The organism is Pirellula sp. SH-Sr6A (assembly GCF_001610875.1).
In the GTDB taxonomy this organism is placed as follows: Bacteria; Planctomycetota; Planctomycetia; order Pirellulales; family Pirellulaceae; genus JBKCUI01.
Genome location: NZ_CP011272.1, coordinates 709,236 through 732,145, shown reverse-complemented (window position 1 = coordinate 732,145; position 22,910 = coordinate 709,236). Strand labels below are relative to the sequence as shown.

16 protein-coding genes and 1 pseudogene are annotated in these 22,910 nt (G+C 53.5%); 7 read left to right on the top strand and 10 right to left on the bottom strand.

Annotation, left to right across the window (positions count from 1 at the left end; translation table 11 throughout):
• Window positions 1-44: 44 nt before the first annotated feature.
• Window positions 45-389: pseudogene (locus VN12_RS02670) on the top strand (transposase); the annotation flags it as partial.
• A gap of 132 nt (window positions 390-521) precedes the next feature.
• Here the strand turns inward: VN12_RS02670 and VN12_RS02665 are convergent.
• Window positions 522-1,952, bottom strand: a complete 1,431-nt coding sequence (locus tag VN12_RS02665) for a hypothetical protein (RefSeq protein ID WP_146675383.1) — start codon at window positions 1,950-1,952, stop codon at window positions 522-524.
• Window positions 1,953-2,543: 591 nt separating this feature from the next.
• Here VN12_RS02665 and VN12_RS02660 point away from each other — a divergent pair.
• The gene (locus tag VN12_RS02660; protein WP_168164173.1) at window positions 2,544-3,809 is read left to right on the top strand and encodes a carbohydrate porin; all 1,266 of its coding nucleotides are present in this window, start codon (window positions 2,544-2,546) and stop codon (window positions 3,807-3,809) included.
• Window positions 3,810-3,995: 186 nt separating this feature from the next.
• On the top strand, window positions 3,996-5,012 hold the full coding sequence (locus VN12_RS02655) for an IS630 family transposase (protein WP_168164172.1): 1,017 nt from the start codon (window positions 3,996-3,998) through the stop codon (window positions 5,010-5,012).
• Window positions 5,013-5,052: 40 nt separating this feature from the next.
• Here VN12_RS02655 and VN12_RS02650 read toward each other — a convergent pair whose 3' ends face one another.
• The gene (locus tag VN12_RS02650) at window positions 5,053-6,441 is read right to left on the bottom strand and encodes an arylsulfatase B (protein ID WP_240491302.1); all 1,389 of its coding nucleotides are present in this window, start codon (window positions 6,439-6,441) and stop codon (window positions 5,053-5,055) included.
• A 304-nt stretch (window positions 6,442-6,745) separates the two neighbouring features.
• Between VN12_RS02650 and VN12_RS02645 the strand changes: the two genes are divergently transcribed.
• The gene (locus VN12_RS02645) at window positions 6,746-8,383 is read left to right on the top strand and encodes a serine/threonine protein kinase (RefSeq protein ID WP_168164171.1); all 1,638 of its coding nucleotides are present in this window, start codon (window positions 6,746-6,748) and stop codon (window positions 8,381-8,383) included.
• On the opposite strand, the gene VN12_RS02640 is transcribed toward VN12_RS02645, so the two are convergent.
• The 5 genes from VN12_RS02640 to VN12_RS02615 form a co-directional block, all read right to left on the bottom strand.
• Complete coding sequence (locus tag VN12_RS02640; protein ID WP_168164170.1) at window positions 8,380-9,906, bottom strand: protocadherin; 1,527 nt, start codon at window positions 9,904-9,906, stop codon at window positions 8,380-8,382. The two genes, VN12_RS02645 and VN12_RS02640, sit on opposite strands and share 4 nt — an antisense overlap.
• Before the next feature lie 67 nt (window positions 9,907-9,973).
• The gene (locus VN12_RS02630) at window positions 9,974-10,909 is read right to left on the bottom strand and encodes a YybH family protein (protein WP_168164169.1); all 936 of its coding nucleotides are present in this window, start codon (window positions 10,907-10,909) and stop codon (window positions 9,974-9,976) included.
• Window positions 10,910-11,066: 157 nt separating this feature from the next.
• Window positions 11,067-11,792: an EAL domain-containing protein gene (locus VN12_RS02625; protein WP_240491463.1), complete on the bottom strand. Its 726-nt coding sequence runs from the start codon at window positions 11,790-11,792 to the stop codon at window positions 11,067-11,069.
• An 18-nt stretch (window positions 11,793-11,810) separates the two neighbouring features.
• Window positions 11,811-12,104: a hypothetical protein gene (locus tag VN12_RS02620; RefSeq protein WP_146675376.1), complete on the bottom strand. Its 294-nt coding sequence runs from the start codon at window positions 12,102-12,104 to the stop codon at window positions 11,811-11,813.
• A gap of 351 nt (window positions 12,105-12,455) precedes the next feature.
• Complete coding sequence (locus tag VN12_RS02615; RefSeq protein ID WP_146675375.1) at window positions 12,456-12,743, bottom strand: hypothetical protein; 288 nt, start codon at window positions 12,741-12,743, stop codon at window positions 12,456-12,458.
• Window positions 12,744-13,169: 426 nt separating this feature from the next.
• Between VN12_RS02615 and VN12_RS02610 the strand changes: the two genes are divergently transcribed.
• Window positions 13,170-14,534 (top strand): hypothetical protein, encoded by a 1,365-nt coding sequence (locus VN12_RS02610; RefSeq protein WP_146675374.1) that lies wholly within the window; start codon window positions 13,170-13,172, stop codon window positions 14,532-14,534.
• Between the two features lie 13 nt (window positions 14,535-14,547).
• Here the strand turns inward: VN12_RS02610 and ispH are convergent, their stop codons facing one another.
• On the bottom strand, window positions 14,548-15,495 hold the full coding sequence (ispH, locus tag VN12_RS02605) for a 4-hydroxy-3-methylbut-2-enyl diphosphate reductase (RefSeq protein WP_146675373.1): 948 nt from the start codon (window positions 15,493-15,495) through the stop codon (window positions 14,548-14,550).
• A 53-nt stretch (window positions 15,496-15,548) separates the two neighbouring features.
• On the opposite strand from ispH, the gene hpnC reads away from it, so the two are divergent.
• Both hpnC and hpnE read left to right on the top strand, forming a co-directional pair.
• Window positions 15,549-16,658, top strand: coding sequence for a squalene synthase HpnC (hpnC, locus tag VN12_RS02600; protein ID WP_168164168.1), 1,110 nt, complete (start codon window positions 15,549-15,551; stop codon window positions 16,656-16,658).
• Between the two features lie 11 nt (window positions 16,659-16,669).
• The gene (gene hpnE / locus VN12_RS02595) at window positions 16,670-19,126 is read left to right on the top strand and encodes a hydroxysqualene dehydroxylase HpnE (protein ID WP_146675371.1); all 2,457 of its coding nucleotides are present in this window, start codon (window positions 16,670-16,672) and stop codon (window positions 19,124-19,126) included.
• Between the two features lie 86 nt (window positions 19,127-19,212).
• Here hpnE and VN12_RS02590 read toward each other — a convergent pair whose 3' ends face one another.
• Both VN12_RS02590 and VN12_RS02585 read right to left on the bottom strand, forming a co-directional pair.
• Window positions 19,213-21,432: a bifunctional SulP family inorganic anion transporter/carbonic anhydrase gene (locus tag VN12_RS02590; protein WP_240491301.1), complete on the bottom strand. Its 2,220-nt coding sequence runs from the start codon at window positions 21,430-21,432 to the stop codon at window positions 19,213-19,215.
• A 175-nt stretch (window positions 21,433-21,607) separates the two neighbouring features.
• On the bottom strand, window positions 21,608-22,828 hold the full coding sequence (locus tag VN12_RS02585) for an FtsX-like permease family protein (protein ID WP_168164167.1): 1,221 nt from the start codon (window positions 22,826-22,828) through the stop codon (window positions 21,608-21,610).
• Window positions 22,829-22,910: the final 82 nt, after the last annotated feature.

The following is a 22,910-nucleotide window of genomic DNA, read 5'->3' as shown; positions in this document are numbered from 1 at the left end:
AGGAGTTATGAAAGTCTATCGCCGTAAACGGCAGGAGGACTTTGATGACGAGTAAGCGAAATCGGCATTCGGCCGACCAGATTGTGAAGAAGCTACGAGACGCCGATGCAATGCTCCGGGCAATAGTGTCGGCGAGATACTACGGGCCCTCGAGATCAGCGAACCGACTTTGTCGCGTTGGAGAGCCCAGTACGGGGGCATGAAGAGCGAAGAAGCCAATCGACTGAAGCGACTTGAGGACGATAACCAACGACTCAAAAAGCTGGTTGCCGAGCAAGCACTGGACATCCAGATGCTGAACGAGATCACGAGAGGAAACTGACCAGCCCCGAGTCACGACGAACCGCCGTGGAGCACCACCAACCGAGTGGATCTTTCTTAAGATCGCACTCGGAAAGGTAGTACAGCTTGTGAAAGGTTTCGATCGGAAATTGGGTGGTTGTTTTGAAGATGCTTCCGGTCGGACTTGGACCGAGAGGAACCACCCTTTCCTCGATTGAATTCTAGAAGTTGATCAAATACTAGAATTGAATCTTGTACTTGTCGGTCATCTTCTTTCGCATTTCAGCCAGGCTTTGTTCGATAACGGCAATGGTCTGCTTGAAGTTGGCATTTCCCGCTGATTGGCCGACAGTGCTGTACTTGGCGTACGCATTCGGATCGTAGTAGTAGCCATACCCGTAACCGTAACTGCCTTCGTAGCCATAAACCTGAGCACCTCCAGCGGCGTTGTTAACGACGGATGCGGCGCCGGTCTTGATATTGGCCATTTGCATGGTGAGCATATTATTGCGCAGGCACTTCGATACTTCGGTGCTGAATGCGACCAATTCCGGGTCGACATTAAGCGTTGGCAGATCGTCGATCTTTCTAGCCATGTTGCCGTTCCATTGCGCCCGTTCCCCTGTATTCGAAGCAGAGTAATCGCGAACGCGGGCGACGATGTTGGTGACCTTGGAGAGATAGGCTTTGGACGTTTCTGCGATGTTGCTTTCGCTGGTCTGTTTGACATCGACAGTCTTTTCAGAAGCGTTCGAAACCATTCGATGCACCGAGAACAGGCCGATTAGATCGTCGAGCGCAGACATCGCAATCTTGCCAGATGCGATCAAGTCTTTTCCTTCGACGGAGATTTCCCATTGGTCGAATTCCTTGAAGAAGATTCCATTTCGGATCAGCATCTCCTTCAAAATCGGCTTTGCCGCTGAAAAGAGCTTGACCGGACTGTTTTCGAATCGGAATTTCGCGGTGAACTTTGCGTCGCCATTGTAAGTCAGCTGGATCCCAACGAGCTTTGAAAGTTCACGAGAAAAGGAGGTGCGTTCCTTTTCGCTGACCGACTCGTATGTAAACAGACGATTTTCCAGGGCCGATGGGGAGAGGACATCCGCAACGTCGATGCTGATCATCAAGGCGCAGTCTACTGTCGGTTGGTCGGCAAACTCTAAAAGAATGCCAGTCGGATTAACGGGTCTGTCTTTGCGAAGCCATTGTCCGACAAGCTTTCGGTCTGTTGGTCGAACGATCGCCATCACATCATCTGGGAGCGGAATCAAATAAGTTTGGTTGGGAGTCCAAACGATTTTCTTACCCGCTACTTCATCAATGTATCCTTTGAAAAGAGACGCGATGGTTTCATTGGGTGGGGTTGTCTTCAACGATGCGTAGCCGATTTCCCACTTTGCTTGGAGCGTAGAGAAGTCGAGAGCGCTGGCGATCCGAACTTCCTTCACTTGGGGGGACATCTCTGATGCCGCGGCGGAATCGCTGGCTACGCTTCGCAACAAGTCCGCGTCGATGTAGACCGTCGCATTCGGCAGGCTCTGGCTCGACTGGATCACCTGCTTCATGGAGGGGGGAGCGGCTAGTGCTACCCCTGGTAGGGCGGCCAAAAGCGTACTGATAACGAATGCCTTGCCCGAATTCCAGGTGGCGATCTTCTTTGGGTTCATGCTCAGACTATCTCTGCATTTTCTTATTAAGGACCTCGGATCACGTACTTTGCGATCTTGAAGACCGCGAGCCCCATCATCTTATCTGGTGGCTTGCGTTTTGTCCGTTTTCGTGGCCCGTTTTTCAATGAATCCAGCGTGTCGATCCAGGTTTGAGGCTTGCTTGAACCCGGATTCCGCAAATCCTAGGCCGCTGAACGGCGGAGTCCGACTTTGCGGAATGTGCGGATTCGGTGATGATGTAGAAGTCCGGAAAGACGGCTTGAAGGAGTTACTCTACGCTTTTTCGTGCGGCTTGCAGAATAGTCAAATCGGGCGGAAACGCCTTGTGAGACTTACTCGCTCGGCTGATGCGACTGAAAAGTTGATGATGAGCGTTGATTAGAGCAACTCGCTGTAGTAAGAGTCTCTCGAAGAATCGAAAACAAGGGATTGTTTATCGTGATGAGAAGACCTCGTTCGGAACTCCGTAGAGCTTTTGCTATTGCTCTTGCCCTATCAGGTACTGCTGTCGGATCCCATGGCGACGCCGAGGTTGCTGGCGAGTCTGCGATGGAATCCTGCGATGTGCAGTCCATCCCCACGAGTTCGATGACAGCATCTTGTTCCCCGTTGGCGTCATGCGGAGCGGAGCGTCAGTACTTCACCGGTGACTGGTTTGGATACAGGTCCGGGATGAAAGAACGAGGGGTAGCTTTCTCAGGAAATTCAACTCACTTCGCATTCGGTGTCGAGGGTGGGATAGAAAGGTTACCGCCGATTCCGTTGCCGCTCGAGTTTGGAGATACCTTCGAGTACACAGGTCGCGGCGAATACGATCTGAAGTTCGACTTGGAAAAATTTGGTGGACTTCCTTACGGATCGCTTCTAGTTCGAGCTGAACACTGGTATGGAGAGTACGGCAATGTTTCGCTGAACACCGGATCGCTTCCACCTGCTGTTTTCCCAGCATTACTCCCGACCGCTCCGAACGATCAAGGGGAGTTATTCCTTACCAATTTTGTCATCACCCAACCGCTATCCGAAAGCTTGGTCCTATACGGTGGCAAGAAAGATGTCTTGGGAGCGGCAGATCAAGATGAGTTCGCGGGGGGAGATGGTACAGAGCAGTTTGTGAACCAAGCGTTCATTGCTAATCCCGCTTTTCTCTTGGGGCTTCCATATACTGGATTTGTCGTGGGAGCTGCCATGCCCCAATCGTGGGGGATGGTCAACGTCTTCGCTTACGACCCCAAGGATCGAACTACGGATTTCTTTGATATCGATGATCTTTATGCCAACGGCGTTATTGTCGGTACGGAGGTCAAGGTCAATACGGGAGCATTCGATCGGCCAGGTGACGTTCACGTAGGAGGGATGTGGAAGAAAGTCGATTTGACGGACCTGCAATTCAATGAGCCCCCTCCAGGTGTTTATCCGCAGCCGGTTGTACCAGGTTTTCAAACTAAGTCCGATTCTTGGACCCTCTACTCTGGGTTCGATCAATACCTAAAGCAGTTCGAAGCAGGAGAGAGAAAGGGGTGGGGCCTCTTCGGTCGGGCTTCCATCAGCGATGGGAATCCAACGCCTCTACGATACTTTCTAAGTGCTGGCTTGGGCGGAGACAGTAAGCTTCGCGCCGAACGAAAAGATAAGTGGGGAGTTGGTTGGTACTATGTGGGCTCAAGTACCGAATACGGACCGCTTCCAAGACAGCTTTTTGGCCCCAGAGATGGAACTGGCGTTGAGATGTTCTATAACTTCCAAGTCCGTCCGTGGATGAACATAACGCCTGATGTGCAGTACATCAAACCGGATGCAGGCGCGTTGGCCGATGAGGCATTTGTATATGGCCTGCGTATGAACGTGATTCTCTAGCACCAGTTTGGCGGCATTCGGTGGGAGAAGGATAAGCAGGTGTTCAAAACTACTTCTGCAATTCGAAGGACAGTCAAGTGCTAGCAAACCGCTTTGCGGTCTTCTTGGGCAATGATGCAATTGCTCCAAATACTCGTAATAATGATCAGGTACGCCCAGCCTCTCCACCTACTTACGAGGTGCACTATGGGACGATATGCGACCAAATTCGCGACGGTTACGCAGGATGATCGTGAATGGCTTAGAGGACAATGGAAGAACGGCGAAACTCATACGACGCGGTGTCGTGCTCACGCGATTATCCTTAGCGCACAGCATTTGAGCACCGTAGAAATCAGTCTGATTTTGGCGGTAACATACGAGACGATTAGCAGTTGGTTAGATCGTTGGGAAGAATTGGGACGGGATGGAATACTGGATGCGGATAGACCGGGAAGGCCTCCCATTCTGGACCAAAAGGATCTCGATGCAGTTCGGAAGATCGTTCAAGAGCATCCGCAGGAACCAAGCGTGATTCTCAATGAAGCATTGAAAGAAACCGACAAGGCATTCAGCCGTTCGACCCTTCGCAGGGCCATCAAGAAAATGGGCTTTCGTTGGAAACGTCTCCGGCTTTCCCTCAAAAAGCAAAGAGATTCTAAGGCATTCCAGAAGGCGTCACAGCACCTGAAAGCATTGATTGAATCCGATGAGGTCAACGTTGTTTACCTAGATGAAGCACACTTCTCGGCTTCAGGTGTGGTGAGCTATGCGTGGCAGCAGAAGGGGCAACGATTGTTAATTCCCATAAGCGGTAGAACTCGAAAGGGCATGCAAGTAATCGGATTCCAATCGTCGAAGGGACGAGTTCGAACGTATGTGCAACGTTCGAATATTTGTGGGAAGACAATTGTTGCCGCGATCAATGACTATCTGAAAACCATTCGCCGCAAAACAGTTCTCGTTCTTGACAATGCAAGCCCGCATACTTGCAATGAGGTCAAATCTCATCTTGACGATTGGTCACGGAAGGGATTAATCCTTTATCATCTTCCTGCCTACAGTCCAGAATTGAACGCGATTGAGCATCTTTGGAATAAAGTGAAGCATCAGATGCTTCCACGAACCGCTTGGGAGTCGATTGAGACGCTCGGGAAATGCCTATTGGAATCGCTCAAAAGACTTGGAGTCGTTCGGGAGTTCGAACCAATGCCATCACTTTGATGGAAGTAGTTTTGAGCACCTGCTTAGGAACTCTTTCGTACTACTGCTTTGGAAATGCAGGGGGCATGGCGAGCCGTTCCAGCACTGCTTGAAACTCTGTTTGCAACATCAGCGGTTTGGCCATCGTTTTGGAAAGCTCACTCGCCCGTTGCTTGAGTGTCGCAACAATATCTGGATTCTGTCCGGCGAGATCCTTGGCTTCCGCAGGATCGTATTTGATGTTGTAAAGCTCCATGGATTCCGGCAACGGAGTGCGCCAAATGAGCTTCCAGTCCCCTTGACGAATGCCTGCTCGGAAAGGCTCTACGTTGTAGACGATTTCGGTTCGAGGCGATGCTGTTCCCCGGCTGATGGTGCCCCAAACATCCAGGCCATCGAGTGGCTTTTCCGGGGTGGCCGATGCGCCGCAAAGTTTGGCGATGGTGGGAAACAAATCGACAACGTGAATCAACCCGTCGACTTTACCGGGCTGAATTTTACCGGGCCAATTTGCCAGAGCACACACGCGGGTTCCACCTTCGTAGAGCGATCCCTTTCCATCTCGATAGGGACCATTGTCGCAAGGGATCGTGACGTTCGACATGTCTCCCTCTCCCGCGAACATTTTGTTTTTGACTCCGCCATTGTCGCTGTGAAAGAGAATGAGCGTGCGTTCACGAATTCCCTTTTCGTCGATCGCCTTGACGACTTGACCAATCTGTTCATCCATCGCCGCGATCATCGCGCAATAGGTTCGACGGTTTGGGTCTTGGATGTGTTTGTACTTTTCCAAGTACTTTTCGGGAGCTTGATAGGGGGTGTGCGGAGCGTTAAAGGTGAGATAGAGATACAAGGGTTTCTCTTTGGGATGCTGTCCGATAAAGCGTACAGCCTCCTTGCCGATCAGCTCAGTGGAATAACCATTCTCTTCGAGTTTCTGGTTGTTGCTGTACCAGTCCAACACTTCGTGTTGCTGGTGAGTGAAGTAGTCGATTTCACCGATGAGAGGGCCGTATTGATGGTCGAATCCGCGCTGACGTGGCCAGTACTTTTCATCCGCGTGGCCTAAGTGCCACTTGCCGATGATAGCCGTTGTGTATCCCACTTTCTGGAGCGCTTGGGGGAGCAGCCATTCGTCCGTAGGCAATCCATACGTGTGAGCCGAAGGGATGACGGCGGTTTGAAGCCCGTATCGGAATGGATAGCGTCCGGTCATCAAACAAGCTCGGGTGGGTGTGCACATCGGCTGGGCGTAAAAGGAGGTTAACTCCGCGCCATGGGCCGCGAGATTGTCGATGTTAGGAGTACGAATATCGGAACCGTGGAATCCAACATCCTTCCATCCCAAGTCGTCTGCGACAATATGAACGATGTTTGGTTGATCTTGAGAAAGAGTCGAAGTGGAGAGAATCGACACACTGGCCAACGCCATCAATATAAGAACTTTCAATTCCTACCCTTTCCAAGGTCTAAGTGCCGATCCGAAGACCCTAGGGAACCGCGGCGAGGGCCGGAGCGGTCCATCTTTTTCGGATGGCTTCAAGGCTGGGAGATGCACCCATCGATCTTGCCCTCGATTTTGATCGCGTGCAACACTCCGGCTCCATTTTATCAACAAATAATCGATGCTCGTTACAATTCCAACTTGCAAGCATTGAATGAGGATCTCCAATCTCCTTCATGGCAAACCTCTCCGCCCAATCTCCTTACGACTGTGCCAAATGGATCCACTTGAACAAACAATTGAGTTCGCGATGTCCAAGCCAATGGCTTCGCCAACGACCACAACCGATACCACAACCAATACCACTACGACGATTCGCTCCCCGTTTAGCCTCTTGGTGGGCGATGTTCATGGATTTTCGGACGAGTCTGCCGCGCTTCTCCGAACGCGATTGTTGGGTGCCTCTCTCCTTTTGGGGATGATCTTTGTCACTACGTTCATTGGTAATCTTGTCGCCCAGATTCACGATCTGTGGTGGTTAAGATTGCTGGTCATAGTCGCGATTCTTGGAAACGGAGCACTTCTTTACTTATGCAAGGATCGACTTTCGCTGATTGCTTTGCGTTGTGTAGAGCTTGTATTGTTCGGTTCGATCGCTCTGCAACTCAATTTAATGCTCATCGCGCGGCTCTCGTCATTTGCGGCGAGTCAAGATGCGGTTTCGGCCAACGTCAGTATCCAGCAGTTTGTTGCGGCGATATGCATTCTGATTTTCACCTATGGGGTTTTAATCCCTAACACTTGGAGGCGTGGCGCAGCAATCACTTTTGTTCTTGCTCTCTTGCCGTACGCGTCTGTGGCGTTTGCGTCGATTCGATTGCACGAACTTTCCGAATTGCTAGCCACCAACAGAGCGACTGTCCCTCTTCCTCTACCTTTTGTTGCTGCTTTTGTCGCAACCTTTGCGTCGCATGTTATCAACTCCGTTCGCGAAGAAGCGTTCGAAGCCAAGCAGTGGGGGCAGTATCGGCTGATGGAGAAACTCGGATCGGGAGGCATGGGAGAAGTTTACAAGGCGGAGCACCGGATGCTGAAACGCCCATGTGCGATCAAAATCATCCGTCCCTCCAAAGAGAGGGATTCGGATTCGGTGCAGCAGTTTGAAAAGGAGGTCAAGTTGACAGCGAAGTTGACGCACTGGAACACGGTCGAAATATTCGATTACGGAAAGACAGAGGACGGGACTTTTTATTACGTCATGGAGTTGCTTCCAGGGATGACACTTGAGCAGATCGTTGAGCGCTATGGGCCGATAAGTCCTAGCCGTGTCCGTTACTTGATGAAGCAGGTTTGCTGTGCGCTCCGCGAAGCGCACTCATTAGGGTTGATCCACCGAGATATCAAACCCGCGAACATCTTTGCATCGGAGCGGGGCGGTTGTTTTGATGTCGCAAAGTTACTTGATTTTGGGCTGGTGCATGAACGGCAATCGCGCTTAGTGGATCAACAAAACGACACGTCCTTTAGCGGAACTCCTCATTACATTTCGCCGGAGCAAGTCAATAGGTATAACGAGGTGGATGGCCGTGCGGACATCTACTCGCTTGGCGCCGTCATGTTTTACTTGCTGACCGGCAGAACGCCGTTCGAGGGTCGGAGTCCAATCGAAATCATCGTCGCTCATCAAAGTCGAGAGCTACCTGATTTACGACAGTTGAATCCCGCCATTCCGGAGGAAGTCAATGACGTTGTTCATCGCTGTATGGCGAAAGTTCCGTCGCAGCGTTATCCGTCGATGAATGAGCTACTTCTGGCGCTTGAGACATTAAGGCTAGCAGATGATTGGGACAGCGATCGCGCGGAGTTTTGGTGGAAAGAAAGAAGCGATCGGGAAACCGATCGCTTAGAGATTGAGAAGACGGGCGATGCAACGATGGATTTCGCTTAGTTTGTGTCCGGATTCTTCAATCGGACAAGCATCCACTGCTCCGTCTTGTCTTTTCCAACGTGGAGTAAGCACGGGGCTTCATCCTTGGTGAGATTGTACAAACCCGTTTCGATCATGTTGGTCTTGTTTTCGCCAACGGTGAGTACAACCCGTTGTGTTTGTTTGTCTACAGCACCGCTCACAACCTGATTCTGTTTGGTTGCCGTATCGGTGTAATTGCCTCGGACATCGCCGCTTTTATTGACAGCAAGTTGGACCGTGATATCGGAATTAGGTGATTCTGGTTTGGTGAACGCAAAGACGCCCAGAGGGAGCCACTCGCTATCTGCAGGTGCATCTTCGCCGCTGGCTGCGATGTTCGAGGCGGATTCATAATACTCTTCGGAGGTACCAGCGTTTTCACCGTTGATGTAAACGCTGCTGTCTTCGTAGGTCACATTGTTTCCGTAGTCGTAGTAGACGGGAGGCTGTTCGGTATATCCGCAGTAGGATGCGGCAGTGCCCCAGGTCGCATAATTCCAAACGGAATTGGCTGTCCAGCCTGCTGCATACCAAGCGCCTGGATAAGTGGTGTACCAAGAGGCTCCGTAAATTCCCCAGTTGTTGTAGTTGCCACGAACCGCTGCGGCGGCCGAGTAGCGTCCTGAGGGGGTGACTCGAGTAAAACCAGCCCCCACGCCGGCGGGACCAGCAGTGACGATACCCCCGCCTCCGTACCCGCCAGGTCCGACGGCCCCTCGTCCCGCGACGACTTGCCCGTTTGGTCCTACAGCAGCACCTCGCGCGGCAGTTCCACCGTTTGCACCTTGAACGCCACCGACGACAGCAGCACCACCCTGTGGTCCCACGGCGCCCGCGCGACCGACTGTATTTCCTTGTGGTCCGGTGACTGTCACGCCTCCCACTTGTCCGCCTTGAGCCCCCTCCTTTTTACCGTAGTTCACGTCGAATTTCCCTTGGCCGGTTGGGAGCGTCGACGGGGTCGAGAGCGTTCCCTCTCTTCCTGCAACAGCCGCATGTCCGAAGCCCTCATCGGACGGTAGACCCAAGAAACCATTGATGTCGTTGCGATTCGGCGCGTTGTATCGATTTGCGTTGGCGTTTTGTCCCGGAACGACACGGCTCCCCGGGGTGCCTGCTGGGGCACCGGGACGTTGTCCAGCACCAGGAAATCCGGCAGTCGAATTGGGACGCGCGTTGCTAAGACCAGAACCACCCAGGTTGGTCGCGGGGCGGCTGCCAAGATTTTGGCCCGTTGGTCGAGCCATGTTACTACCACCCCCCAACGTGTTTCCGGCTCCACCCCTCGACGGGCTGGGCCGCGCAGCAGCATTCATCCCACCGCTGTATCCACCGCGTTGGACTCCTCCGTTGAATCCGCCACCACCCATGCCAGCTCCACCACCACCGCGGACACCACCACCACCGCCTCCCCGAGCGCCACCTCCGCGCGCCCAACTTTCCACTGGGGTAAGCACAAGAATGGTAGGGACCAAGCAAGAAAGAACGAAACGCTTTAACATGTTGATGCTCTTAAGTCTTTAGAATATTTTGAATGAGGATAGGTTGGATTCTCGATCGATCTGCCTGCTAGCGAGAAGGGATTCTGCGGACAATGACTTCATCCGTGTCTGGCAGTGGAGTATCGCCTACCGTTCTTTGAATCGATTGCCAAACATAAGCTGCATCGTCAAGTTTCTTTAACACATTCACTGCCATCGTCGATTCGCCTGTGCCTGTAGTTCCAGTCACTTTGGAAAGCCAACCACCTTCAATAGCGGACCAAACTCCAACCGCGTGTCCTCCGTCGGGTGAGAAGTTCCATGATTGCACCTGATTGGTCTGCGCGTTCCAGCCGATGATCTGCACTCCTGTCGTCGTCGAACCATCGAGTTGAGTGGTGGTGTAAGCGCGTTCGACGAATCGGTTGTTCGCTATCCATCGGCAGTGGGACTCGGATCGAACGCCGTTCTCCTCGGAGCCCCAGTCGCCGATGAGCCATTCCAGATCGGAAAGGACCTTCGGTTCCGTATCCGTCTCAACAAAAGAATCCCGTAACGATCCGATGAGCCACTTTCCGTCCACTTTTAAGTGAACGGTCGTGTATTGACTGACTTCGGGATCTTCCGTTGGGGAAGGGGCAACAATCGCTTTGCCATCTTCGACGGCTACCGAATCGCTAAGAACTCGAATCGACTCGGTTATCAATTGAACCGATACCTCAGGTTTCTTCTCGAAGACTTTGGTAAAGAAAGATTCGATCGCCTCCCGACCGACAACCGTCTCTCCTGACTCGTCGATGTATTCTCCTTGCGGCACCCAGAACAAAGCGAACTGCTTTGCATCTCGCTTGTTAAATGCAGAGGCAAAGGAAGCGACTTGTTTGGCAATCGAATCCTCCGTTTCGCTCCCTTTCGGAGTTGCAGCACTGGCGGATTCCGCAGCTGCTTTGTTATTTGGTTGCTGTGAAAGGGCAGGATTGAACAAGCCTGGAAATACAAGCCAAAATACACAACCAAGAATCACGTTGCGTCGCACGTTAGAAAGTCACTTTTTACAAGAAGGAGAAGATGTATCATGCGACTTGGTCTACCAAGAGAGAGAGCCAAGTCCATACACACCATCAGTGTATCAGCGCTTCAGAAATCCAGCGATTAGAACGAGTGGATTGACTTACTATTTTCTAACACGATGCGGGTTGTTGTTGCGAATTGACATACTGGCGAGTCGCAAGTGTGCCAGGACGTGCCAAATTGAAGCCTTGGAAGAGATCGACGCCAAGGTCTCGCATCAGTTTCAGCTCCTGCTCTGTTTCGATTCCTTCAGCGAGAATCAGCTGGTCGCAGTCATGGGCAATTTGGACCAGTCCACGGACGACCGCTGTGTGGCTCTTCGAATGCGCGGCTTGCGCGACCAGTCCGCGATCGAGCTTTACCAAATCTGGGTTTAGGCTGGCGAGCATTCCAAGCCCCGACGACCCTTGGCCGAAGTCATCCAGTGCCGTCATGAAACCGGCATCGCGATAGAATTCGAGAATCTTTCGCAGATGTTCTTGGTCCTTCACTTCTTCGCTTTCGACCACTTCGAAAATAACGTCCGATGGCTCCAGCTGCAATTTGTCGACGACGCGCAATGTGCTCCTCAGACAAAAGGCAGGCTCGTAAATCGCTGTAGGCATGAAGTTGATGAGGATTTTCTTACCCGCTGGAACGGAGTGCGCCGCATTGCGCAAATGCGTTTCCCGGCAGACGCGATCCAGCATGGACAAGAGATTCTCCGCCCGAGCCCACTCGAGCAATTGGGCGGGAGATATCGAGCCACCTTCGAAATTGTCGGCCCGCATCAAACGTTCGTAACCCCAAACGGTAGTTCCATCTCGTTCGAAGACCGGTTGGAAATGCGAATAGATCCGATTTCCCTTTAGAATCTAGTGCAGAGGCGAGGAGGTTTTGGTAGCGAATTCGGCGAGAGTCGTTTTGTTCGCGATCGCGGAACTGCAGGAACTGTCCCCTTTCCGGCAACACCCTTGATCCATGGTGTTGTCCCAGCAGCACGCAATATTTTCTAGAAGCTCATCGGAGAGAAAGGCGGTCAAAAAATTGGCGATATCTTCTGGAGTACGGTAGCCAGAGTTCCCTCCGACGTCGACGGCCCATGTTTTCTCATCGCAGCGAGACCAATGGGGGAGCGACGAGAGATCTTCTCCCAAAGCGTTTTCCATGGCATCGAATTCGAGTCTTGCCTGCCGAGCACCTGAAATACAAGCACAGCCCATCGATCGCTTCTCCCGTAGATATCAAACAGCCGGAGCATTTTCGTACTTCAAAAAGCGAGGCTGTGACGGGAGCTTTCGGAGGAAACCGGGACCGGTTGGGCGGAATGCTCTCCAACTCTAGCAGCTGTAGGTCTTGTGCAGGTCGAAGAGGGCAACGCCAAACAGTCGGCGGCGGATGAAACCTGCGAGTGCGGTGGGGGAAATAAAAAACCTTCGACGCTATGAAAGCGATCGAAGGTGGGAAAGTCTTCGGTTATCCGCATTTTGTATCCCCTGACCGGAGATCGATGGCGTTCCTTACTCTGTTACGGTCTCTTTGATTTTCTGGAGGAAGTGATCGCCGGCGGTTTTGCTGAGCTCTTTGCAGTGCTTCTCTGCTTTTTTCAAATCTTCGTAGTCGAAAACGGCGACCCGTTTGAGGTTTTGATTGAAAACGCCCCAGTAAAGCTTGATACGAGGTTCGACAGCGGCTTTGCGAGTACGCTTTGGCTTCGCGACTGGCGTTTCTACTGCTTCTGCAGTTCCGGTTTGGTCGACTTCCGTGGCGGCCTTCTTCTTGCGGGGGGTTTTAGCAACGGTTGCCATGTATCTATGAACTCCAATAAATCGAAGAAAGCAAGGTGCTCTGGACAGAAAAGCGCGTCATTCTGACACGCACCCAAGATGGGTTTCCTGGTGGGAATAACATGCCAGCAATCGCCGGCCATCCATCGCAGACGTCTATTATAGGCCAACACCCTTTTTCCCCCAACCGTTTGGAATGGAAATTCCGATCTCATGCTGTTTTTTTCCGCGTGGACGACGCGGACAAGCGGAAATGTTGAGGATTGGCATTCGCGGTGGGAGCTTAGAATCGCTGCAATCGGCGACTTCCCCGCAGCACGCAATCTTTGGCTAGTCGTTACAAACGGTAATTTCGCTCAACTCCCTGGCGTGCAGAATCCGATAGAGGAAGGGAGGGATAGGACCGTACCGATCCCCCTTGTTCAGCGTTTGCATATCGAGGTAAAAATGAAGTCCATGCGAAGCCACGGAGCCCGAGGTCGTTCGAACCGAAGTCTTCTGCGTTGGATAGTCGGAGCCGCCTGCTTGGGAGCGATCTCCACCGAGGGGCTCTATGCACAAACGCCAGCGACGCTCCCGCCGATGGCAATCCCGTCGGGCCTCCCTGTTCCATTACCGCTGCCAGCATCCTCGCCACTCCCGTCGACCGCGTCTGTGCCGAAGACAGCAGTGGTTCCAAGTCTACCGACTATGCCCCCGCAGCTTTCAAGAATTCCGCAGGAGCAGGCTAGTCCTCCGACGGGGGCGGTTCAAGTTCGATTGGGATCGAGCTCGGGCGATTCTCCAGAACCTTCGCGAATGCCCTCGCACACGCTCGGTAGATCGCCTGCATCGACCGTTTCCATCGCCGTCGATCCAGTCCAGCTGCGCTCGGAGGCTCCCATTTCCTCTGGATCGACTCTTGCATCGCCGGTCGCGACCCAATCCACGGGGAAGGGCCCCGTCAAGTTCAGTCTTGGGGATGAGGGAGCTGTCGACCTGGGTGTACAACGAACCCTCCAACCGCCGACCCTCGTGCAGCGCGCACCGGAACTGGTTCGTCCAAAGAAGTTTTCTGTGTCCCAAGTGGTAACTGTTGCCGCTGACGCGAACCTCAGCGAGGAGCCGAGCAAATCGTCTTCTACGCAAACAGCGACCTTGGAAGTCAGTCGTCCCGTCGCGCCGACGCTGCCGAACTTCGTTCCAGCTCCAACGCCCCCAGAGCCTGCTTCGTCGCTATCCCTTCCGAATCCAACATCGTCTACTCCCAGTCGAATTGCTTTTGACCAGTCGCCTGCCGCATCCAAAGCCCCTTCTTCCCCTATGGCGGTGGCTACTCAAACGCCGGTGTCTACTCAAGCGCCGGTGTCTACACCGTCGCCGCTGAGCGGGATGGCGGTCGAGAGGACCTACGACATCGAAGTGCTAGGGACCTATTCGCTCGACCCCGCAACTCCGGTTGCAAGCGTCATCGCCCGCGACCCGGAAACATGCAGTGTCTTTCACAACGGTCGAATGATCACCGTGGTAGGCAATAAAGTGGGCTCGACTGCCATCGAGATTCGTGGCACTGACCAAAGCGTTCGGGCGGTAGGTGTGAAGGTCCTTCCAACCGGTCGCCTGCACGCAGCACCGTCGACGGAGTTGGATAAAGTAAAGACTATGATCGCTCAGCATTTTCCGACTGCCAAGCTCGGTTTCGTACAGGAACCCGAGGGAGGGATCGTCGTGAAGGGGACGGTTAGCTCGGAGGGAGATGCTCGGAGAATTCTGGAGCTAGTCCGCAAGCTTTGTTTGGTACCGATCAAGGATCAAATCAAAGTCGCTTACTAATCGAACTCCCCACCTAGGTGGCAGGGGAGGGACTTTGAAGGGCTCGCAGCGCTTTGGGCAGCGGGAAGACGACCTCCTCTTTTTGGACAATTTGCTCCTCGATGGATGCATCGAAGTGCGATTGGAGCCATGCGATCGTTTCCTGCACGACTTGCTCGGGGGCACTAGCACCTGCGGTGATCAAAACCGTTTCGCTCCCGCGAAACCACTCTCGCTCCAGATCTTTCGGGCCGTCGACCAAATAAGACGCTTTGCCTGATTCGGCGGCCAATTCCCGCAGGCGTTGCGAGTTGCTGCTGTTCTGGCTGCCGAGGACAAGGACGATATCAGCCTGTTGTCCCAGCACGCGCACGGCCTCCTGTCGATTCTGAGTTGCGTAACAGATGTCTTCTTTGGGAGGACCGACAATCCAGGGAAATCGCTCCTTCAAGCGCTGAATGATCCGAGTGGCATCGTCGACGCTGAGGGTGGTCTGAGTGAGATAGGCCAGCTTGGTTTGGGTGGTGAACTCCAATTGGTCGACGTCCGCGACGTCCTCCACCAACAGGATCGCCTCGGGTGCTTCACCCATCGTCCCGATCACTTCATCGTGACCATCGTGACCTATTAGGATGATCGTGTAATGTTCCTTCGCGAATTTGATCGCTTCCAAGTGAACCTTGGTAACGAGCGGGCATGTCGCATCGATGGCCTGCAAGTCCCGGTTTTTCGCTTCGGTACGGATAGCGGGTGAAACTCCGTGGGCCGAGAAGAGGACCGTTGAGCCTGACGGGATTTCCGACAGTGAATTCACAAAGATCGCCCCCCGGTCCTTGAACGAGTGGACGACGAACTGATTGTGCACGATCTCGTGGTACACATAGATCGGAGGACCGAAATGCTGCAGAGCCAACTCCAAGCTTTTCACAGCCATGTTGACCCCTGCACAAAAACCGCGAGGAGCTGCGAGAATAATCTTCATAAATGTTCCGTTGGCTGGGCATCCGAATATTGCTTTCCCACTATCATACCGGCATGACACCTCCTCCCCAAGATCTTATCCCAACCGAGAGCAATTCGCCGTTGAACCGTCCCCTACCCAGCCTTCCATCCGATCCCGAGCGGGGGAGTTCCAACGGGGCGGGACGGGTGGGATTGCGGCAAGGTTCCGCGCTGGTTCGGGAAGACTTATTGCGATTTGGTCCTCAGCACTGCCCGGTACAAAGCATTCTGCCGCCGGAGATTGCCTCCCGGCAGCTTCGCCCTCTCTGCACGCTTGAGGAGGCAGAATCTTACTGCCGTCATTTGGTGGGAGCTCACTACGAGAATTTTTCCGTGGTTAGTCGACTGCTTCCCAAGCCGTTGAGGCAGGATGTTGCCAACATTTACGCGTATTGCCGTTGGTCCGATGATTTGGCCGACGAAATGGATTCGCCCCAGCAATCACAATTCCTGCTCGATTGGTGGGGGGGCTTGTTGGATGATTGTTTTCGAGGGGACGCAATCCATCCTGTTTACGTCGCCCTCCGCACGACGATTGAGAAGCATGGACTCGTCCGCAAGCCTTTTGAGGATTTGATTCACGCGTTTGTTCAGGATCAGACGCAAACGCGCTACGACTCGGATGAAGAACTGGATCGATACTGCGCGGGGAGCGCTAATCCGGTTGGTCGACTCCTTCTCGCATTGGCCAATGTGCGAGATCCAGAATCGGAGCGTGCGAGCGATGCGATTTGTACGGGGCTCCAATTGGCCAATTTCTGCCAGGATATGCGCATGGATGCGATGCGTGGCCGCATTTACTTTCCAAGGCAGCGATGGGCAAGACAGGGGGTGACCGAGCAGGAAATCCTCAATGGAAATGTGTCTTCACGATTGCGAAGAGCCGTTCAAGACTGGTGCTTTTTTGCGGAGGGAAAACTGGTGGAGGGATTACCACTGGTGAAGCGGGTGCCCTATTGGCTCGCACGCAACGTGCAACTTTTTGTTCGGGGAGGGCTCAGTATCCTGCACGCGATCGAAGATGCACAATTTGACGTTTGGAGTCGAGAGATCGAAGTGCGGCGTTCCACCAAGATCGGGTTGCTTGTCCGAGGTTGGCTACAACCGAGATCCACATCCGCGAAACGATTACGAGGAGCGTAAGCTGAATCTGGATGGATACGTTGGAGCAGTCTTATCGTGCTTGCTATGACATTTCGCGTCGCAGCCATTCCAATTTCTATCGCTCCTTTCACTTGCTTTCCGCTTCGCGAAGGAAAGCCATGTACGCTCTGTACGCGTTCGCGCGACTGGCAGATGATTGGTCGGATAGTCCGACCGCGGCCACGATGGAATCAGGCGATTTTTCGTCGAGCGTCGATCCCTGGCGCCAGTGGGTGCGCGAGCTTTATCTTGTCGGCGCCACAACGCCGAAGGTAACCATTGACGCATTGTCAGCGATCCGGCCGGCGTTGGCGGATGCGGTACAAACTTTTAGCATTCCGGGCGAGGCATTGGAGCGATTGCTCGACGGCATCGAGTACGATCGTCGGCCACCGGTCCGGATCGATACGTGGTCGAATCTCGTTCGCTATTGCCGATCGGTCGCGAGCAGTGTTGGCGAGGGGTGTTTGGCAATTTGGTTAGACGAACCGATGGAACGCATCGGCCCCGAGGTGAAGACGGCTGCGGACGCATGCGGTCTTGCATTTCAGCTTACCAATATACTTCGCGACATTGTCGAAGACAGTCATCGCGATCGTTGTTACCTCGCTGCAGACGACTTAGCTCGCTTTGGTTTGACCAGCGAAGATTGGATCGCGGAATGCCGTCAACGGGTTGCATCGAGGGCTGGAAGGAAGCAACTCCCTGCACCGAACGGCACGGATCCCTATCGAACCATCGTCGACCTGTATCTGCAGCGGGCCCTTGGTTATTACGATGTCGCTTGGGGGTTGTACCCACATCTTTCCTTGGAAGGGAGACGTATGTTTTCCTTGATGTGGTCGACGTATTACTCCCTCATCACAGCCATTGCAGAGAACCCCGCAGTTGTGTTTGACGGACGCGTTCGGGTTTCGCGTTCCACCAAGTTAGTCTTGCTCGCCAAACACCTTTGGACACCGCTCTATCACCGACACACCAGCCTGGTTACGAAAGGTCAACGATTCGATCTGAAGGCGTTCGCCTCGCTCGCTCCCGATCGTGCCATGTTGGAGTCGAACGAGTCTCGAAGCCTGTCGGATGCGAAGATAGCGGTCATCGGCGGTGGGCTCGCTGGGTGTAATGCAGCGATTCATTTGGCCAGGCATGGGGGGAAGGTCACGCTCGTTGAGGCGCGGATGCGATTGGGGGGAAGAGTTGGGTCCTTTCTCGATAAAGCTTCGGGGCAGCAGATCGATTACTGTCAACATGTTGGAATGAAATGCTGTAGCGCCTTGCGACGCTGGATCGAGTTGACGCATCAGCAGGATGCTTGGACGGAGCAATCGTCGCTTCACTTTGTGTCGAGTCGAAGAAAGCCACTCACGATTCGCGCTTGGCCATTCCCAGCTCCTTTTCATTTGTCGGGTTTGCTTCTTCGTTGGCCCGATCTTCGTTTGCGCGATCGATGTGTGATCTCATGGGCACTGGTGAAATTACTGCTGCGCTCTCCGAAGGAGACCGACGATCGAGAAGGGGCGTTGCCATGGCTCATTCGTTCCGGACAGACGGAGCGTGCGATCAAGAATTTTTGGGAAACGATCCTGGTTAGTGCACTGGGGGAGCAAGTCGATCGGGTCAGCTTGGGAGCCACCCGCAAAGTATTGATCGACGGGTTTGCATCCACACGGGACGCGTTCCATCTTCTGGTTCCCAATCAACCGCTGTCACAGCTCGTCGATGATCGAATGCGTCATGCGTTGCTGCCTCTCGGTGTAGAGATATGCGACCAAACTGCGGTGCAGCGACTTGCTCAAGATTCAGACGGGAAATGGAGTCTCAAGACCCAGGATCGAGTATTGGAAAGCTTCGATGGCGTTGTGATCGCAGTTCCGTGGAACCGATTGAGGGCGTTGTTACCCGAAGCCGTGGAAGCCCGCGGGAATCTTTCGTCGATGGAGTCATCCCCTATCACCGGTATCCATACGTGGTGGGATAGGGCCTGGTTAAAGACTCCACACGCGATCTTGGTCCGTAAATTCTGTCAATGGATTTTTCCTGGGCCAGACGCCCACAACCAAGTAGCGAGCTCAAAAACGAAGTCCGAAGGGGGAGGATTGGCGGGGAGCGAAGCGTATTACCAGGTCGTGATCAGCGCATCTCGGCAATTGCCGCGGGGGGATTCTTCCCATGTATTGGAGTTGGTTCGCCAGGAGATCCAGTCCTTGTTCCCCGATGCGCGTCACGCAACGCTTCTTCGAGGGAAAGTGGTTACGGATCCCAATGCTGTTTTTAGTGTTTCCCCAGAGATTGCCGATGCTCGATGGTCTAGCGATCGCTACGGGGAGAAAGCGATCTTCTTGGCTGGAGATTGGACCGATACAGGATGGCCTGCGACCATGGAGGGTGCTCTTCGTTCTGGAGTGCGTGCTGCAGAGGAGTTCGCGCTCCGCTGGGGAGTACCGATGAAACTTGAAAACGATTCGTGAACGGCCCCATCGGCATCCGAATTCGAAGGAACCAACAGGATGCCAAACCCAAGTCGCACTCTTCATCGTTTCTAGGCCTCGAGGACCTAGGCCTCTTCGAGGAATTGAACTTCCCCAGACGCGATATCGTAGATTGCACCGACCAGCTGAATCTGCCCGGAATGGATGAGTTCACGCAGTCGACCGCTTCCCTCCTGGATCAATCGCATGCTATTGAGAACATTTTCTCGTGTCACTTCGACCAGGAATGCATCCTTTTCCTGCTGGGTCATCAAGTTCAGTCGCAGGCACTTCGGTACATCGACGGACTTTTGAATTTCGCGGACCAGGATATCCAAATTTTGACAACCCGTTACTTCGAGCGCGGATTTGCGTTCCGAAACAAACTTGATTGTCGAATTGACCGCACCGCACTGAGTGTGCCCGAGTACAACAATCAATTTGGCACCCGCAACGGCGCACGCGTACTCGATGCTGCCAATCACCTTTTCACGCACAACATTGCCGGCGATTCGGACCGTAAAGATATCGCCGATCCCAAGGTCAAAGATGATTTCGGCAGGAGACCGTGAATCGATGCAACTGAGGATGACAGCCAAGGGGTGTTGGCCTTGAGAAGCTCCAGCGAGTTGCAGACCTAAATCTCGTGTGAGGCGATTGCCGGATCGGAATCGCTCGTTACCCGATTTGAGAACATCGAGGACGTCGCTGGGAGCCAATCGTTTCTGAAGTTCTTGCGTCGTAATCTGGGGGTAATTGATTTGGTTTTCCAGGCCGAATTTGCTTCGAAATCCTTTGGTGCTGACGGTAACGCCGCGAACAGCGGCGGTCGTATCACGGAAATCTCGAATGAGTGCGATGATGTCTGGATCGATGTACTCGGTTCCAGTCGCGTTGATCAATACATGCGTTCCCTCGTCGGCGTTGTACAACACGTCTTCGAGAGCAGCGCGATTGAGGAAGCTTACTTGGCTAGCCAATTGAATGTGCAGGACATTCCCCTCCGTTTGCTTCTCCAATACGCGTCGAACAGGACTGCTCAAGCTGCTGTAGAGAATGAACGCCAGGCTGATCGTCAATCCGATACCGATACCGATCAGAAGATCGCTGAAAACAATGGCAAGCAACGTGACAAAGAAAGGAATGGCTTGATAACGGCCTTCGTTCAGCATCTGGGAGAAGAGCTTCCAATTGGCGAGCTTAAAGCCGGTCACGATCAAGATCGCGGCCAAACAGGCCAGCGGTATGCGGTTCAGCAACGTTGGAATGGCAATGACAGCCAAGGCGATCAGCACCCCGTGAACGATTGCTGAAACCTTGGTTCGAGCCCCGGCATTCAAGTTCACCGAGCTGCGCACGACGACGGACGTCACAGGGATTCCACCTACCAGTCCACAAAGAATGTTTCCGACCCCTTGTGCAAAGAGCTCGCGGTTAGGAGGGGAGCGACGTTTCATCGGGTCAAGTTTGTCGACGGCTTCGAGATTCAATAGTGTCTCGAGCGAAGCCACAATCGCAATGGTCACACCAGCAAGATAAACACTGGAATTTAGAATCTGTGACCAATCGGGCGTACGGAAGAAACTGCGAAATGCCGCCCAATCCGACGCGATGGGAACATCGACCAAGTGGGACTGGTCGATTGCAAACTTCCCGCCCACTGTGCGCAAGATTTCTGCGAGAACAAGACCTAGGAGAACGACCATCAACGAGGATGGGACCAGACTTTTTTTCAACTTGGGAATGCGATCCCAAGCAATAAGGAAAACTAAGGAGATCAGTCCGACGATCAAGGCACCGTCGTGGAAGTCGCCTCGAAAGAGTTTGAAGATCTCACTGAACGTATTTTCATGGTCCTTTTGGACGAAAGCAAAGTCTCCTTCAGGATCGTTGTCATGTCCGAGCAAATGCGGGATCTGCTTCAGAATCAAAATAACGCCAATCGCAGCCAAGAGACCCTTGATCACGGCAGAGGGGAAGAAGGCGGATAAGGCTCCGGCCTTGACGATCCCCAACACGATTTGAACGATCCCAGCAACAATGACCGCCAAAAGAAAAGTTTCGAGCGAGCCAAGCTCTTGGATCTGTGCGGCGACTAACGTGGAGAGCCCCGCTGCAGGTCCACTCACACTCGTTTGCGACTTGCTAAGCCAACCGACGACCACGCCGCCGATAATACCTGAAATGATCCCCGAGATAAGTGGTGCACCCGAGGCGAATGCGATCCCTAAACAGAGAGGTAGGGCGACAAAGAAAACGACCAGGCCTGCGATCAGATCCTGACGGATGGTGGTCCAAAACTTCATAGGCATTGTTCACTTGGGAGAAAAGCGAGTGAGAACCAAAAGTGAAGCCTACCGCATTCAATCCCTGCATTGGTGCGGAAAGTGCCCTTCAATGGAGTTTTTTTCGTGCGAATCGGGGCGCGATGCTTGGCGTGCAAACGGGAGTTGTCGATGTGAGAGGGAGGATGGTTGCGAACTAGAAAAGGGATGCTGGATCAGCTCGCCACAGCTTGCGCATCGCTAGGACCCCAGAGAAGGAGCACATCAGCAGCGCGAGTATAAGAACGCCTCCCATTCTCGGCCAAGTCATGAAGGTGGGGATACCCGATAGGGCTACAGTGAGCTGATACAGTAGCAAGCTGATCATCGTGGATACGATATATCCGCCGAACGCTAACATCCAAGCTTGCTGGAGCACGATTCCTGACACGTACCATTCGGAGTAGCCCATTGCCTTCATGGTGGCGAACTCGGAGATTCGGGAAGCGACATCGGTCGCCAAAACCATGTAGACAATCGCGGCTCCGATGATGAATGAGATGAGCACCCCCATGGTGAAGATCATTCCGATGGGGGTTTCGTTAAGCCAACGGCCTCGTTCCCATTCCATCTGTTCTTTCATCGAAAGGATTTGGACCGATTGCGACGCATTGGGGTCACGTTCTGACAACCAGTTGGTGAGCTCTTTCGCGGCGGCGCTCGGTTCGATGCCAGGCTTGAGATGGATCAAACCGAGAGAGACGCGTTGGCGTGTATCGAATGGCGCCCGACGGCTAAATGCCACATCGCTGACGAGTACGGCGCCGTTCGTTGCCAGGCCGGTCCCCAAGCGGAATGTACCTGCGATTCGTGAGGCTCTCCCACCGAGTTCCGCTCGGAGTCCAAGATCCCTTTCGCCGAATGCTTTGCAATCCTGAGGACCGTATTCGGCTCGTGTCGCTTGGTCGACCAACATGGCATCGGGATCCTTTAGGGCATCCAATTGGGCAACGGCATCCTCCACTTCGAGAACAGGGCGATCGACCTCCATCCCCATCATCCCTACGGTTCGAAAAGAGCCATCCGGCGGAGCGTTCGCGCAGGCGGTATTCCGCGGTGGGTTTTGCCACTTTTGCAACATAATGAAGAACGGGTCGACCCGATCGACGAGCGGATGCGAAGCGAGCGTCTTCAACCAATGGCGATCGATTGTACGAGGCTCGTAGAGATGAACATAGTCGAAGGATCGAATGACAACCTCCCCGCTCAGTTTTCCATAGACAATCGTTGCAGTGTTCCCAACCGCACCGCGGAATCCAAGCTGCATGAAGATCAACAGAAGGGCGAAACTCACCCCGCCCAGGCTGACTGCGGCTCGGGCCGGGTGCGACAAAAGATTGAGGAGGGCAACGGGCGTTCGCCGAAAAACTGAGCTCACCAAGGGAAGTTCGCCTTGCAGAAACACCGGTTCGGGGTTGGAATTGGAACCTCGATGATAACCCATCTCAACGATGCTTCAC

What these genes read in the sequence shown, in the direction of transcription:
- VN12_RS02610 (WP_146675374.1), top strand. Translation starts at nt 13,170, where the DNA reads ATGAAGTCCATGCGAAGCCACGGAGCCCGAGGTCGTTCGAACCGAAGT.
- hpnC (WP_168164168.1), top strand. Translation starts at nt 15,549, where the DNA reads ATGACACCTCCTCCCCAAGATCTTATCCCAACCGAGAGCAATTCGCCG.
- VN12_RS02645 (WP_168164171.1), top strand. Translation starts at nt 6,746, where the DNA reads ATGTCCAAGCCAATGGCTTCGCCAACGACCACAACCGATACCACAACC.
- hpnE (WP_146675371.1), top strand. Translation starts at nt 16,670, where the DNA reads ATGGATACGTTGGAGCAGTCTTATCGTGCTTGCTATGACATTTCGCGT.
- VN12_RS02620 (WP_146675376.1), bottom strand. Translation starts at nt 12,104, where the DNA reads ATGGAAAACGCTTTGGGAGAAGATCTCTCGTCGCTCCCCCATTGGTCT.
- VN12_RS02660 (WP_168164173.1), top strand. Translation starts at nt 2,544, where the DNA reads ATGACAGCATCTTGTTCCCCGTTGGCGTCATGCGGAGCGGAGCGTCAG.
- VN12_RS02615 (WP_146675375.1), bottom strand. Translation starts at nt 12,743, where the DNA reads ATGGCAACCGTTGCTAAAACCCCCCGCAAGAAGAAGGCCGCCACGGAA.
- VN12_RS02640 (WP_168164170.1), bottom strand. Translation starts at nt 9,906, where the DNA reads ATGTTAAAGCGTTTCGTTCTTTCTTGCTTGGTCCCTACCATTCTTGTG.
- VN12_RS02655 (WP_168164172.1), top strand. Translation starts at nt 3,996, where the DNA reads ATGGGACGATATGCGACCAAATTCGCGACGGTTACGCAGGATGATCGT.
- ispH (WP_146675373.1), bottom strand. Translation starts at nt 15,495, where the DNA reads ATGAAGATTATTCTCGCAGCTCCTCGCGGTTTTTGTGCAGGGGTCAAC.
- VN12_RS02590 (WP_240491301.1), bottom strand. Translation starts at nt 21,432, where the DNA reads ATGAAGTTTTGGACCACCATCCGTCAGGATCTGATCGCAGGCCTGGTC.
- VN12_RS02665 (WP_146675383.1), bottom strand. Translation starts at nt 1,952, where the DNA reads ATGAACCCAAAGAAGATCGCCACCTGGAATTCGGGCAAGGCATTCGTT.